This window comes from Natronorubrum bangense (assembly GCF_004799645.1).
GTDB lineage: Archaea > Halobacteriota > Halobacteria > Halobacteriales > Natrialbaceae > Natronorubrum > Natronorubrum bangense.
In genome coordinates this window covers 2,445,387-2,459,481 of record NZ_CP031305.1, presented here as the reverse complement: position 1 = coordinate 2,459,481, position 14,095 = coordinate 2,445,387, and the positions used below count along the sequence as shown (strand labels likewise).

Below are 14,095 nucleotides of genomic sequence, written 5' to 3'. Positions count from 1 at the left end.
TGAGCGACGAGCGAATCGTGGTCCGACACTGTGCGAGGGATGAGCGAGCGACAGCGGCGCGAGCGAATCGGTTGGGGAGGACGTGGGAATCAGTGGTGCCGGTGTGGGCGAGTCAGTGGCTCGTCGTCGCCCGACGTGACAGCCCACGTCCTACTCATCACTCACAACACGCTCGCCGACCTCGAGCCCATTGCGCAACGCAGCGTGAACTCGCGCCTCGCCGGCGACCCAGTCGCCGAGACAGTACAGCCCCTCGGCTTCGGCTTCCCGGAGCGGCTCCCGGTCGACTGCGGCCTCAGGCTGAGCGTAGCGCCAGCCCTGATGATCCGTCCAGTCCGGCTCGAGCAGGCGCTCGTCATCCAGTACGTCCGCACTCAGTTCCGCAAGCGCCTCGAGGTTCGCGTCGGGATCGGCGTCGTAGTGGTCGACCGACCACTCGTGGTTGGCCTGAACGATCAGCAGGGATTCGCCGTCGGGGACGTGACCTGGCTTGCACTCCTCGCGTGAGATCCAACCGATCTCGTGGGCTTTGTCCGTGTTGACCAGCGCGTAGTAGGGCACCTCGAGGTCGAACGGGTAGTGCAAGACACCGGTCCAGATCGTTCGGTAAGGGACGGCGTCGACGGCCTCGAGTAGCGGCCCGCGTCGGTCACTGTCCCACTCGGCCGACCGCAACAGGTCGGCCGTCTGTGGCGCTGGCGGGTTCAAGAGCACGACGTCGAAGGGGCCCCACTGGTCGCCATCAGTGTCCTCGAGACGCCACGCGTCGTCGTCTCGCTGGAGCGTTTCGATGCGTGTCTCGCGATGGATCGTCGCGTCGGTGCGGCCGAAAAGCCGTTTTGCGATTTGGGTCAGCCCCGTGCGGTAGGTCCACTTGTGCTCGTCTGCAGCCCGGCCCGCAGAAACGCTGCCCTCGCTGTCGAACGTCCAGACCGGCTCCGTGATATCGACGAGCCCATCGGTCTCGAGCGTCTCCGTGAGCAGGTCGACTACCCGGTCGTCGGCGGATTTGACGTAGTTCGCGCCGTAGTCGTACCTGATGCCGTCACGGCGTCGCGTGGCCGCGCGACCGCAGAGGCCGCGAGATTTCTCGAAGACTGTGATCGACGCGTCTTCGTGTGTCGTTTCGATCGTGTCCGCTGCGGCCGCGGCGGCGACACCAGCACCGACGATCCCGATCCGTGTCATAGCTGCTACTCAGGGCTCCCCTCCCAAGTAGTTCGGCCCAGCCTGTGTCGCTTGCCGGCGTTGGCAAACGGCGACGTGTGGCGGTGTGTGTTAGAGTTCGCGGGCCATCATCACTTCATCGACGAGTTCGCCGTCGATTGCGTAGTGATCTCGGCGGATCGCCTCGGTATCCCAGCCGTGATGGGTCAGAAACTCGAGTGCACGATCGTTGGTGATCGGCACGCTGTTGTACAGTTTCCGGTAGCCGTTGGCTTCGGCCCACTCGAGGCCGCGACTCAGGAGTTTGCTGCCGATCCCGTGGCCGCGGTGGGCCTCGCGGACGCCGACTGTCTGCTGGGCAGTGCCGTGCATCTGTTCGATCTGTGGCAGATCGAGATGGGTCCAGCCGACGACCTCCCCGTCAATCGTCGCGACGAAGAACACTCTGGATTTGACGGTGTTGTGTCTCGTGACGGTGTCTTCATAGAGCAGTTCCTCGGCGATGGTCTCTGCGACGACGTACGTCTCCTCCGACGTGACGTCCCGGATCGTCTCGATGAGCCCATCGAAGTCGGACTGTCGGCCCGGCCGGATGACGAACTCGACACCGTCCCGCTCGTGTTTCGTCACCGCCCCGAACTCGAGTGCGATCTGAAGCGTTCCGCCCTCTTCTTGCAGATAGCCGTCGGCTTTCAACCCCTCGAGATGTGCCTGGAACTCGTCTGACGAGAGCGACACGACGTCTAGGAGCTTGTGTCGCTTGACGGTCCCGTTGCGCTCGACGTACTCGTAGAGACGCCGCTTGGCGTCTGATGTAAACGTTGGCCGTTCGGTCGCTCCCATACGACTCGTATGCAGACTAGTGACTTAGATATTGGGTGATGATATCAATAACCACGATCGTTCTCATTCGAGAGAGGTGTTTGCCTCGTCGCCGACATCTCATGCGAGCAGACGGTCCCGCGAGACGATCGATCGAACGGCTTTTGCAACGTCGGGAGGTAGGTGGCGTCGATGGACGTACTGATCGTCGGCGCGGGCGAGATGGGGACGTGGTTCGGTCAGGCCACGGACGCCACGGTCACGTTCGCCGACGTGGACAAAGACGCTGCCGTCGCAGCCGCCGGTGCAGTTGGAGACGACGCCGAAACCACCGATCTCGAGGGGACTGAGAGCTACGACGTCGTCTGTATCGCTGTCCCGATTGGTCACGTCGTCGAAGCGATCGCCGACCACGCTGGCCGGGCCGAACGCGCAATCGTCGACGTCTCGGGCGTGATGGAACCACCGCTCGAGGCGATGGCGACCCACGCACCGGCGCTCGAGCGAGCGAGTTTTCACCCGCTGTTTGCCCCCGAGCGGGCCCCCGGATCGATCGCTGTCGCCAGCGACAAGCCAGGTCCAACGATCGATGCGCTGCTCGAGTCGCTCGTCGCGCGTGGTAACGACCCCCTCGAGACGACGGCAACCGAACACGACGAGGCGATGGAGACGGTACAGGCGGCAACCCACGCAGCCGTACTCTCGTTTGCCCTCGCTGCCGAGTCGGTGCCGGACGGATTCGAGACACCGATTTATCAGGGACTCCGGCAGCTAACCAAGCAAGTAACCGGCGGGACGCCGCGTGTCTACGCTGATATCCAGCAGACGTTCGATGGAGCCGACAGGGTCGCCGACGCCGCATCGGCGATCGCCGACGCCGACCCGGCGACACTCGAGTCGCTGTACCGAGACGCTGCCCAACAGTGGCACGGCGAGGACCACACCGCTGACGACTGCGAGAGCGACCATGTGAGGACCCGTCGCGACGCCGGTACCATGGACCGAGAACCCGTTGCCGACGAGACAGATGGAGGACCTACTGAATGAGTGATCACCGCGACGCCGTCCGCTCGAACGCCAAATATCTCCGCAACGTCAGACCGATCGACCCCGAGGAGATCTGTGACTACATCGAAGGCTCGCCTCACCCGGCAGTCGTTCGCCAGCATCTCCGAGAGATGGCGGTCGATCTCGGCTTGCTCGAGCGCGACGACGGCACGTTCGTCCCCGTTTCGGACGAGCCGGTGTCACCACGTCACGGGCCCGTTCGACAGCTCCCCACGACGTACGAACGCCGACTCGATGACCTGTTGGCCGACCGCTACGGCGTCAACTGGCACGAAGACGCAACCGGCGACCTCCTCCGGTCGACCGTCCGCCGATTCAAATCTCACTATCTCGAGGGGCGACCGGTCGAGTACGACGACGACGTCGCTGCGGGCTACGCGATCTACCACCTGCCGGGCTACTACGCCGCCGTCCAGTACACGCTGGACGACCTCGCCGAGCGCGGGCTGTTAGATCGCAGCATGCGCGTCCTCGACATCGGCGCTGGCGTCGGCGGGCCAGCGCTCGGGCTCTGTGAATACCTCCCCGACGACTCCTTGCTCGAGTACCACGCCGTCGAACCCAGCGCCGCCGCGGACATCCTCGAGGAACTCCTCGACGAGACAGGACAAAACGTTCACTCGACGATCCACCGGACGACCGCAGAAGCGTTCGATCCGGCTGCCGTCACCGACGACAACAGCGACGGCTTCGATCCGACGGCCCCCGACGACGGCTTCGACCTCATCCTCGCCTGTAACGTGTTGAGCGAGGTCGACGACCCGACGGCCGTGCTCCGCTCGGCGCTCGAACTGCTCGCGCCGGACGGGACGGCCCTCGCGATGGCTCCCGCCGACAAAAACACCAGCGTCGGACTTCGCGCGGTCGAACGCGACCTCGAGGACGAGCGGTTGTGGGAACCCGACGAACTGGGGCTCGCCGACAGCGACGACGCCGACGGCCGGCATAGACGGGTAACCGTCTACGGCCCCACGGTTCGGCTCTGGTCCGGCAAGCGACCCACCGACCGCGGCTGGTCGTTCGATGTCCGCCCCGACCTCGAGGTGCCGCGCTTCCAGCGCAAACTCGACGCGGCGACGCCAGAAGGCGACGACGAGCACGCCCCCGGCGAGTTCGTCAACGTCGACGTCCAGTTCTCCTACTCGCAGCTACGTCTCGATGGCCAGCGACGGTTCGACGTCGCACTCGAGACCAGCGACTGGGCGACGATGGCCGAGATGGAACGCCACGTCACCAACCGGATCGACATCGTCGCGGCGAAGCTCAGCCGCTCGCTAAGCGAGAGCGATGACGACTACAGCGGGCGGTCTGGCAGGTCGAACCCACTGTTCAAGATCAGCGACGGGAGCGAGGCGATCGACCACTACGCCGTGCTGACGAACGAAACCGAGCTCAATCGACCGCTCCTCGAGGCCGATTACGGCGACCTCTGTTCGTTCGAACAGATTCTCGCCCTCTGGAACGACGACGAAGGGGCGTACAATCTGGTCGTCGACGAGAACACGATCGTCGACCAGCTCGGCTGACGCCACCTCAACTCACCCGGTCGTCACATTGCCGACGTCGTTCGACGATCACGGCCCAGTTTTCGGACCGCTGACTCCCAAAAGCGGTGGGCTTTTCGCACTAGACACCAACCCGGTGATATGAGCGACCCCCTCGAGATCCTGCTGACGAACGACGACGGGATCGACAGTACCGGCATCCGGGCGTTACACGATGTGCTCTCTGAACACGCCAACGTAACCGTCGTCGCTCCCGCAAACGACCACAGCGCCTGCGGGCGCTCGATCTCTCACGAGGTTGACGTCAGCGACCACGAGCTGGGGTATGCCGTCCACGGGACACCCGCCGACTGCGTCGTCGCTGGGTTGGCCGAACTCGGCCCGGTTCCGGATATCGTCGTCGCGGGCTGTAACAAGGGGGCGAATCTGGGCGAGTACGTCCTTGGCCGGTCGGGGACGATCAGCGCCGCCGTCGAAGCAGCCTTTTTCGACGTCCCTGCTATCGCCACCTCAATGTACGTTCCCGCCCCCGGGACGTCGCTGCGCGATATCGATCTCGGCGTCGACGATTATGCCGAAGCCACTCGCGTGACGAGCTATCTCGTCGACCACGCCCTCGGAGCTGGCGTCTTCGATCATGCCGCGTATCTCAACGTCAACGTCCCGCTTGCCGACGGCGAGCCCGCTCCCTTCGAGGTTACGCGACCCTCGAAACGCTACGAGATGGACGCCGAACGCGACGGGAATCGGGTGCATCTCAAGGACCGCGTCTGGGAACAGATGGATCCCGAAACGCTGCCCGACCCCGACGGGACTGATCGTCGGGCCGTCGTCGAGGGACGGATCAGCGTCTCTCCGCTTACAGCACCCCACTCGACGAACCATCACGAGGCACTGACTGCACTCGCAGAAACGTATCCGGCGGCCGTCGAGCACTAAGCTGCTTGTTCATCGACACGAGAACGGAATTCGCGACCGAACTGATTTGTATTGGGATGGTGAATCCTCAGCTATGACGAGCGTCGAACTCGAACACTGCGTGTCGTGTGGGTCTCTCGAGCAGACCGAGAGACACCAGTACGCGCGCCTGTCGGCGATTGGCGACCACCTCGAGGCAGTTACACCTGCAACCGGTGTCAACGGCGTCTTCGGTGGTCGAGTCGACAGCGACGTCGTCGTTACCACACGTAAAGACGCGTCTACCGTCGACGAGGGCGTCCATCAGATGCGTGATCGATCGTGAGCGCGATACCGACTCACCGCGTGTGTCGAATCGGTGATGTGATAACTGACTTGCGGGTCGCAAGGCCGTCGCTATTCGCCGACAGAAGCATTACGATACTCATACCGTAACCGCCAGCGACAGGGATAGATAATATATGAAACACGAAATTAACGTAGAGACGCGTTCGAGTAGCGATCGTTTCGACGGAAAGTGATCAACAATGGTATTCAATGCACTCTGGGCCCGGCTTTCGTCTCTCTGGTCGTCGGAGTCGACGGACGAAGCGGCGGACGACGAGTCCACGGCCGAGAAGTCAGACGACGAAACCGGTGACGAAACACTGAGTTATGCAGAGGAGATCGAGTACGGTGTCGATGAACAGGACCTGCCGGACGAGGACAAAATTCTCAGGCTGTTGGTCAAACGTGGCGGCCGTGTCGATCAGTCGACTGTTCGAGAAGCAACTGGCTGGTCGGACGAGCATCTGGCGGAGGTCATCAACGGGATGGAAGACGACGGACAGATCAGTGCGATCTCTGTCGGCCGGAAACGAGTTATCTGTCGGCGTGGATTCGAACCGAAAGGGTACCGATCACATCTCAGCGAGTGACGAGCCACGGCCGACAGACAACGAGCGTTACAGCAGGTGAACACGCAGTTGGTTCTCGTCTTCGCGTTACCCGCAGAGAGTTCCGACGGTGTTCTCCACGGTCGTGTGCGCACTCCGACAGCGCCCATGTGGTGACAACCAGCGGTTGAACGGCCCTGTTCACACGACAGCCCTGCGTTGCGTGTCGCCATCGGACCAGTTGTGACAACACGCGGCCAGACCAGTGCGCATCCGATTTGGCGTATTCAGGCCGAATTCACTTCCGTCGAACGCGTCTTACAGTAGCTATGTTAGAACTCGCAATAGTGTTCTTCGTGATCGCGATCATCGCCGGCGCACTCGGCGCGACCGGCGTTGCAGGTGTCACTATGTCCATCGCCAAGTGGCTGGTAGTACTCTTTCTCGTCCTCGCAGTCCTGTCGCTGCTGCTGTGAGTCGCCGTCTGACTCACAGCCTGCGCCGGGTTGACGTGTTAGCCGCAGGTACACGTCGCCGTCGACTGATGCAGTGTCAGGTCGGTTCGACAGAGAACACCGTCGACAAACAGCTGGCCATCGCTTGTGATCGTCACCTCGTGGTCGGCGACCTCAAAGGTAAACTCCCACGTGTTACCTTCGTCACCAGCTAACTGTGTCAGGACCTCCGGGTTGATGTGCTCATAGAGGGTGTACTCGACCTCGTAGGGGTCAAGCCGATCTGCCTCGGCCAACGCCTCGACCACATCGACGATCAGGCGATCTTGCCCGTGCTGTGCCGCTACCGTTCGAGTCGACCTCGAGTGAGATGGATTCATGACGAACTCTGTTGTCGTGGCCGCGAGTATATTCTCTCTCGTTGGGCGGACCGGTATTAACTACGTTGTCACTACTCACCCGGCGGTACACGCGTCGTCTGCGTACGGTGTACCTGACCGGTTCGTTTCAATAAATTCTATTCTGTGTGACACGATTTACGTTCATGAAATACGAGATATTGTCCGGCGTGACACTCATCTTGTCTTTCAGCACGCAGACGAGTGCCAACTGAACCGAGTAACAGACCATCGCTGTCGTAGGATGCGGTGTGCAGTGGCTGTCAAATCGGTCACGCGCGGCTGTCGACCGAAAGGCGGGAGTCTTGGGGATCCAGCCACAACCGTCTCATACAGATGCAGACCAGCACCAACGACGCGGGGTGGCGTCGATGATTCTCGACGACTCCGAGGGGACCGCAGCCGAGTACGAGGCGCTTGCCGACGCCCTCGAGGGGTTGCGTGATGAGGTCGCAGCCGAGCCGATCAAAGAATCACGACTCGAGGGACTGTTTGATGAGGCAACCACGAGCAACCCCAAGATCTGGAACACAGTGACCGCCTTCATCGATCTCGAGGACGGCACCGCAGTCGTCACGGAAGAGTCGAAACTCGCACGTGGGAAGTGGGCTCCGGAAATCGTCGACGACTGCGATGCGATGGTGACCGTCGACGTCGAGTACGGCCAGATGCCCGACGAATTCAAATACACTGTCGTGAAGAAGTTGGACGAACAGATCGAAACAGCACGGGAGCGGGCGCAAGCGGCTCGAGACGACGAGTGAGCGCTCGCGGCCTGTCGGCAGCTGTTTGTGATCTAGGCTTGCAATAGTCGGAACTCGACGAGGAAGGCGTCCGACTAGTCGGATCACAGGCCAATCGTCCATGGAAAACCCCACACAGGCGACGCCACCGGGGATATCTGCGTGTCGATCAACGCGGGTATGCAGACGGCGCTCATCGATTCGCAACGCGTCGTGAAAGACAGCCACGCGATCAATCAGGACCATTTTCCGGGGCTCTCGAGTGCCCTCTCTCCATCTCGGCCCACAACGAGCTGCCGCCGTACAGCGTCGACCTACTGGACGACCGGACCGTAGTCAGTGGCTACGACGCCGATAGCGGGGCGGTTCAAGTGGTAGTCGTGACCGACATACCGGTCACTCGAGCGTGGGCCAAATCGGAGTGTTCGTCCGGCCGGGACAACGCTCGCCCACTCACAGCAGCCTGCATCGTGGACTGACTTCCGGCGATGGTCGTGTCGGCTTACACTGGTCGAGTCCTCACTTTCGATCTGGATCTTGTCTCTCGATACGTGGTCTCACGCACGAGCTGTCGCTCAGCTGGTGACACGTGTGCAACAGGTGCACGAACGGCAGCAACTGCTGAACTGTCATCAGATAGCTACCTCACCCACCTTCTCGTAGCAACCGTTGATGGGGAATGACAGACCAATGAGTCCAGACCAGCACATCACCCGCGGCGTGGGAATCGAGAAACACGAGTCCATTTCGGACCAGGCGGTGAACGCCTGTCAGAAATACCGTATGATGGGCATCTCGATGCGTGCCGACAAACCAGCCCCAGCAGTGGAACCATGACACAACTAACAGAGACACAGGACGTTGCGTGCCCGAAATGTGCAGAAACCATCAGTATCACCGTCCCTGGAGCGGACGTGGAACTAAAAGTGAGCCCGTATGTCGCTGCATTTGGTGAGTACACGAAAGTCGAATGTACGAACGAGCATCCCTTCTGGGTGTACTACTGCTAGCCCGCTGACAATTTTTGCTCGCGGTCGGCCACAGTCGAAATCGTCTCCATCACCGCTACCGGAGACACCGAACTTGGATCCAGATCGGCCTCGAGTACCCGTTCGACGTCGCCCGAACCATTGCGGTGCATCGCCACGAGCTGCCGGTCGGCATCCGTGCGATGTGGTCTCCGATCAGGGTGTCGAAACACTCGAACAGATCAACTGCAGCCGGCTCGAGACTCGAGTAGCGTGGCCCTTCGGCTCACCGAATACGCCGAAACAGGCCACTACCGAATCGGAAAAGCAGTGTTTACTGGGTTGTTCGCACTACAAGAATAGGGGACTCGCCGGGATTGAGCAACCACTTTTTGTTTGCGATGTTCAGCGAGTTTACTGATCGGAGCAAGTGAAGCGAGCGGAGAGAAGTGGACTCGCCGGGATTTGAACCCGAAGGAAGACGGTCGCTCGCTTCGCTCGCGCTGCGACTTCCAGGGCTTCAAATCCCACCTTCGACGACGAGTTGCGCGGCTCACGAATTTGTTCGCCGCGAAAATAGTGGACTCGCCGGGATTTGAACCCGGGGCCTCTCCCATGCCAAGGGAGTGATCTACCCCTGATCTACGAGCCCTCGTTCGCATTCAATCGTTTCTCCGGGGAATAGATAAACCCCTCGAAACGCTCGAGCCAACCCTGTCGTTACCACACATACGAGACGATCGGCGGTCATCGCCGAAACGACGCGAGGCCACAGGCCAGCTGGAACCGAACGCGAGCGTCCAGCCGAGAGCTGTCGACGGCAGAGTCGTGGTCGCGAGCACGGTCTAGAAACCCTTTAGTCCGTTCGACGGAAAGCAGGCATGGGAAGCGCACGGCCGCAAATCCGACTGTGCCATCCACTGTTTCGGATGGCTTGGGATTGCGGAAGTGCACCGGCAGTCGGCCGACCCGACTGTTGCGTACGGAGCGGTCAGTGCGGTTCCTATCCTCGACCAATGGCACGAATGCACACCCGCCGTCGTGGCTCGTCCGGATCGGACAAGCCAGCGGCAGACGAACCGCCGGAGTGGAGCGACGTCGACTCGGACAAGATCGAAGACCGAGTCGTCGAACTAGCAGAGCAGGGCTACGAGCCAAGCCAGATCGGCATGAAGCTGCGTGACGAAGGTGTCACGGGCACGCCGATTCCGGACGTCAAGCTGGCGACCGGCAAGAAGCTCACCGAGATTCTCGAGGAGAACGACGCGAAGTCGGACATTCCCGAGGACCTCTACAACCTGATGGAACGTGCCGTGCGCCTGCGCGAGCACATCCAGCAGAACCAGCAGGACTACCAGAACAAACGCGCCCTGCAGAACACGGAATCGAAGGTTCGCCGCCTCGTCGACTACTACCGTGGTGACGAGATTGAGCCTGACTTCACGTACTCCTACGACGTCGCCGTCGAACTCATCGAAGAGTAAGCACTAGCTCCATGGCAACCGAAGGCCGGTCCGTCGAATCGACGTCTGCCCCCGTCTCGAGGACACTCGAGAGCGCGGGCTTCGTCCACATCGTCGCGCGAGCCGACGGCGACGCGCTCGCGGCGAGTGGCCTCCTCGCGAGGGCACTGGCCGAGCACGAGACGCCGTTTCAGGTGAGCGTTGACCGGACCGTCGCGGCGCGGACGGCACGCGTTCGCGACCGAACGCCGGCAGCAGACGACGTCACGATCGCAATCGGTGCGATCGATACGGACGTGACGCGACTCGAGACGGCCGACCGACCAGCCACACTCGCGGCACTCGACTGTGTTCGCGAACTCGGGACCGATCCGGAGTCCGTGCTCGCACTCGCCGGCCTCGTCGCCGCCGATATCGAGCCGGGTGCCGGCGAGAGCGAATGGGTGCTCGAGACCGCCCAAGAGCGCGGGCTCGTGTCCCGCCGACCAGGGGTTGCAGTTCCGACCGCAGACCCAGTCGACGGACTCGCCCACACGACACGGTTGCACGCATCGTGGTCGGGTACTCCAGACGCGACGCGCGACGCGCTTTCGCGACTCGGCATCGACCTCGACGCTCCCGAGACGCTCACGACCGACGACCATCGAGCGATTGGCTCGAGTGTCGCACTCGACGTCGTCGGTGCTGAAGCGGCGACTGCGGCGACCGCAGAGACGATCCAGCGGGCGCTTCGCCCGTATGCGACGCCAGATCACACGTTCGAGACGGTCGGCGGCTACGCCGACGTGCTCGAGGCGACGGCCCGAACCGATCCAGGGACGGGCGCTGCGCTCGCACTGGGCCACGATGTCCACGAGCCGGCGCTTGCAGTCTGGCGCGAGTACGGCCGTCGCGCTCACACGGCACTCGAGACGGCGTCGACGAGTCGTTATAACGGACTGTTCGTCGTCGAGATCAACGACGGGCCAGTCGAAGCAGTCGCACGGATCGCTGCAGCGTGTCGCTCGCCGGAGCCGACCGTCCTCGCTATCGGCGAGGGACGACAGCAGTCGGCCGATGCCGACAGCACCGAGGCAGCGATCGTGACCCGGGGCGACGACCCGCTCGGCGTGACTGTGGAGGGTGTTGCCCGGGAACTCGGCGACGAGGGCGACTCGAGGGCCGAGTACGATATCGGCCATCGGCGTGGCTACCTTCGGTACGATTCAGCCAGGGATAACGCGACGATCATCGAGGCAGTGAGGGAGTTACGATGAGCCGACACGCGACCATTCGAACGGCTCACGACGAGCCGGAACTCGTTGTGCGGGCAATAGACCCGGACAACACAGACGAGATGGAGACTATCGTCTCCGACGATGGTGAGGCCGTCGTCACGCGGATCGACCGCGAGACCACTGGCGGACTCCACTCGACGGTCGACGACTACGTCGTCAATCTCGAGGTCGCAGTCGACGTCATCGAGCAGACGCGAGCGGGACAGCACGACCAACCGACGGACACGGGCCCTGTGTCCGACAGCGATCAAGAGACACTACCAAACAATGAGTGAACGATCAGTTTCACGCGCAAAACAGGAAAAGCGGTGGTACACCGTCCTGGCACCGGAGCAGTTCGACCGGCAGGAACTCGGCGAAACCCCCGCTGACGAACCGGAGAAAGTCTACGACCGAACCATCGAAACGACGCTTGGCGAACTGAACAACAACGCCAGCGAGAACAACACGAAGCTGACCTTCAAAATCACCGACGTCGGCAGCGACAGCGCCTACACGGAGTTCAAGGAACACTCCCTGACCCGTGACTACCTTCGCTCGCTGGTCCGCCGCGGTGCCTCGAAGATCGAAGCCTACGTCACCGTCCTGACGACGGACGACTACCGTGTTCAGATCCAGCCCGTCGCCTTCACGACGAAAAAGGCCGACGCAAGCCAGGAGAAAGCCATCCGCGAGACGATGGTCGAGATGATCGAAGAGGCCGCCGCCGAGCGCTCGTTCGAGGAACTCATCGACAGCGTTGTCGAGGGACGACTCTCCTCGGGCATCTACGGCGAAGCCAAGACGATCTACCCGCTGCGCCGCGTCGAGATCCAGAAGACGACACTCGAGGCACACCCCGAAGAAGTCGCCGAAGAGGAGGCGACCGCGGTCGACGTCGACGAAGAAGACGTCGCCACGGACGACTAAGCGCAGACAACGACGACACCGATTTTTTCGACACGACGAACACCGACAGCAGCAGCCATCTATGCCTGTCTCAGTCGTCTGCCAGCACTTCCGACGTTCCACCCGAGTCGTCCTCGAGTGCGTGTTCTGGATCACGAACCACCGTCTCGACATCGGTCGTAAGGTCGTTGCTGACCGATCGTCCGTCTTGCTCACGGACGATCAGGTCGTCGGCTGCGAGCGCAGTGAGGTGGTGTGAGACAGTGCTCGGGTCGCACTCGAGTTCGTCGGCGAGTCGGCCGTTGGAGACCGGTCCGAGGGCCGCGAGCGTCTCGAGCAACTCGCGCTTTGCGGGTTCTGCGAGGGCAGCGTGGAGTTCGACACCGACGGTGCCATCAGGAGTTGTGACTGTTCTCTCGCCGTCGGCCTCGAGATAGTATCGGCGCTTGCCGTGCACTTTGGCCGTAGCGACCAGTCCCTCAGCTTCGAGGATGCGGACGTGGTGGCGGACTGTCGAGAGGGCGACGTCGCTGTCGTCGCTTATCTGCGAGAGATACACACCCGGTTGGGATGCGATCGTTTCGTAGACGGTTCGACGATGCTCGTTCTCGAGTGGGTCCGAATCGTCGTACCGGCTGTATTTGAAGATGGGGGCGAGCTCCCAGGGAACGACCGAGCCGACACGCCGGAGCAGACGGAGCCCACTCGAGTGCGTGAGCCAGTTGGCCACCAGCCCGCTCAGACCGCCAGCGCCAGCCGCTCCGGCCGACGTGCCGGCACCGGCTGCCGCTCCGGTGCCTGCAGACGCGCCAGCACTAGCGGCGGTAATCGCACCCAACAGGCCGACGAGGACGGCATCCGTCGCGGGTGCGGTTCCACCGGCTGGCATCCCGTCAGCACCACTGTCGGCTGCGGCCTCGGCGGCATCCGCTCTTTCGGGTGTGTCGCTCATCGAACGGTCGACGCTGGCCTCGAGTCCGACAACTGGCGCGTCGATCGTGGTCGATGCTCCACGGTCGCTTTCGAGGCCAGCAACAGTCGTGTTGGTGGTGGTCTCGAGCGTGTCCGTCGTTTCAGTGACTGTCCCATCGAGGGTGTTGGTGGTGTTCTCGAGCGTGTCCGTCGTCCGGTCGGTTGTGGCCTCGAGACCGTCTGTGGTGCCGTCTGTCGTCTTCTCGAGATCGCTACTCGTTTCATCGACCGCCTCTTTGAGATCCGCAGTCGTGTCGTTCGTCGTGTTCTCGAGCGCACCAGTCGGTCCGTCGACTGTGTCCTCGACCGAGTCGGTGTCTGTCTCTAGGGCTATCGAGCCGTTGGCAGGTGTCGCCGCTGTCACGACACCTGCCATCCCGACACCGACGAGCAGCACAGTCACGAGACACACGACAATCCGGCTCGTGGCTGACGAACGGTAACTCATACTGCGCAGGTCCCTTTCTGCAGTCGAGCGTAATACATGTTTCTCGTTTCGTGACAATAACTCAATTAGAACAGTTTCACCGGGACTGCAACCGCGGTCGATCCAGCAAGCTATTTCCGCGTTCGAAG

16 protein-coding genes and 1 tRNA gene are annotated in these 14,095 nt (G+C 62.1%); 12 read left to right on the top strand and 5 right to left on the bottom strand.

Translation table 11 applies throughout. The features are described 5' to 3' along the window. Positions 1-150: 150 nt before the first annotated feature. Together DV706_RS12280 and DV706_RS12275 are read right to left on the bottom strand one after the other, a co-directional pair. Positions 151-1,188 carry an NAD(P)/FAD-dependent oxidoreductase gene (locus tag DV706_RS12280; protein WP_006064397.1) on the bottom strand — a complete coding sequence of 346 codons (1,038 nt, stop codon included), beginning with the start codon at positions 1,186-1,188 and terminating at the stop codon, positions 151-153. Between the two features lie 90 nt (positions 1,189-1,278). After that, the gene (locus DV706_RS12275) at positions 1,279-2,010 is read right to left on the bottom strand and encodes a GNAT family N-acetyltransferase (RefSeq protein WP_006064396.1); all 732 of its coding nucleotides are present in this window, start codon (positions 2,008-2,010) and stop codon (positions 1,279-1,281) included. A gap of 171 nt (positions 2,011-2,181) precedes the next feature. Here DV706_RS12275 and DV706_RS12270 point away from each other — a divergent pair, with 171 nt between their 5' ends. The 6 genes from DV706_RS12270 (at position 2,182) to DV706_RS12245 (ending at position 6,831) form a co-directional block, all read left to right on the top strand. Beyond that, positions 2,182-3,036 (top strand): prephenate dehydrogenase/arogenate dehydrogenase family protein, encoded by an 855-nt coding sequence (locus DV706_RS12270; RefSeq protein ID WP_006064395.1) that lies wholly within the window; start codon positions 2,182-2,184, stop codon positions 3,034-3,036. Continuing rightward, the gene (locus DV706_RS12265) at positions 3,033-4,583 is read left to right on the top strand and encodes a small ribosomal subunit Rsm22 family protein (RefSeq protein ID WP_006064394.1); all 1,551 of its coding nucleotides are present in this window, start codon (positions 3,033-3,035) and stop codon (positions 4,581-4,583) included. The genes DV706_RS12270 and DV706_RS12265 overlap by 4 nt, the downstream gene beginning before the upstream one ends. A 120-nt stretch (positions 4,584-4,703) precedes the next feature. Then, positions 4,704-5,501 carry a 5'/3'-nucleotidase SurE gene (gene surE / locus DV706_RS12260; RefSeq protein WP_006064393.1) on the top strand — a complete coding sequence of 266 codons (798 nt, stop codon included), beginning with the start codon at positions 4,704-4,706 and terminating at the stop codon, positions 5,499-5,501. 73 nt (positions 5,502-5,574) lie between these two features. After that, positions 5,575-5,805 (top strand): hypothetical protein, encoded by a 231-nt coding sequence (locus DV706_RS12255; RefSeq protein ID WP_006064392.1) that lies wholly within the window; start codon positions 5,575-5,577, stop codon positions 5,803-5,805. 202 nt (positions 5,806-6,007) lie between these two features. After that, on the top strand, positions 6,008-6,397 hold the full coding sequence (locus tag DV706_RS12250) for a helix-turn-helix transcriptional regulator (protein ID WP_006064391.1): 390 nt from the start codon (positions 6,008-6,010) through the stop codon (positions 6,395-6,397). 287 nt (positions 6,398-6,684) lie between these two features. Continuing rightward, positions 6,685-6,831 (top strand): DUF1328 domain-containing protein, encoded by a 147-nt coding sequence (locus DV706_RS12245; RefSeq protein WP_006064390.1) that lies wholly within the window; start codon positions 6,685-6,687, stop codon positions 6,829-6,831. A 38-nt stretch (positions 6,832-6,869) separates the two neighbouring features. Here the strand turns inward: DV706_RS12245 and DV706_RS12240 are convergent, their stop codons facing one another. Further along, positions 6,870-7,190 (bottom strand): HalOD1 output domain-containing protein, encoded by a 321-nt coding sequence (locus DV706_RS12240; RefSeq protein ID WP_049889590.1) that lies wholly within the window; start codon positions 7,188-7,190, stop codon positions 6,870-6,872. A 389-nt stretch (positions 7,191-7,579) separates the two neighbouring features. Between DV706_RS12240 and DV706_RS12235 the strand changes: the two genes are divergently transcribed. Together DV706_RS12235 and DV706_RS22565 are read left to right on the top strand one after the other, a co-directional pair. Further along, complete coding sequence (locus tag DV706_RS12235; RefSeq protein WP_006064388.1) at positions 7,580-7,972, top strand: hypothetical protein; 393 nt, start codon at positions 7,580-7,582, stop codon at positions 7,970-7,972. Positions 7,973-8,784: 812 nt separating this feature from the next. Further along, positions 8,785-8,961 carry a hypothetical protein gene (locus DV706_RS22565; RefSeq protein WP_449406813.1) on the top strand — a complete coding sequence of 59 codons (177 nt, stop codon included), beginning with the start codon at positions 8,785-8,787 and terminating at the stop codon, positions 8,959-8,961. Positions 8,962-9,499: 538 nt separating this feature from the next. Here the strand turns inward: DV706_RS22565 and DV706_RS12230 are convergent. Then, positions 9,500-9,571 (bottom strand) — tRNA-Ala (locus DV706_RS12230). A 364-nt stretch (positions 9,572-9,935) separates the two neighbouring features. Here DV706_RS12230 and DV706_RS12225 point away from each other — a divergent pair. The 4 genes from DV706_RS12225 to DV706_RS12210 are packed head-to-tail and all read left to right on the top strand — an operon-like array spanning position 9,936 to position 12,568. Further along, entirely contained in the window at positions 9,936-10,403 is a 468-nt protein-coding gene (locus DV706_RS12225) for a 30S ribosomal protein S15 (RefSeq protein ID WP_006064386.1), read from the top strand. 11 nt (positions 10,404-10,414) lie between these two features. Beyond that, a complete protein-coding gene (locus tag DV706_RS12220; protein WP_006064385.1) occupies positions 10,415-11,638 on the top strand; it encodes a hypothetical protein in 1,224 nt (407 codons plus the stop codon). Beyond that, positions 11,635-11,934 (top strand): KEOPS complex subunit Pcc1, encoded by a 300-nt coding sequence (locus DV706_RS12215; RefSeq protein ID WP_006064384.1) that lies wholly within the window; start codon positions 11,635-11,637, stop codon positions 11,932-11,934. Before DV706_RS12220 ends, DV706_RS12215 begins: the two co-directional genes overlap by 4 nt. Then, positions 11,927-12,568 carry a 30S ribosomal protein S3ae gene (locus DV706_RS12210; protein WP_006064383.1) on the top strand — a complete coding sequence of 214 codons (642 nt, stop codon included), beginning with the start codon at positions 11,927-11,929 and terminating at the stop codon, positions 12,566-12,568. Before DV706_RS12215 ends, DV706_RS12210 begins: the two co-directional genes overlap by 8 nt. A 70-nt stretch (positions 12,569-12,638) precedes the next feature. Here the strand turns inward: DV706_RS12210 and DV706_RS12205 are convergent, their stop codons facing one another. After that, positions 12,639-13,931 (bottom strand): winged helix-turn-helix transcriptional regulator, encoded by a 1,293-nt coding sequence (locus DV706_RS12205; protein WP_006064382.1) that lies wholly within the window; start codon positions 13,929-13,931, stop codon positions 12,639-12,641. Positions 13,932-14,095 lie beyond the last annotated feature (164 nt).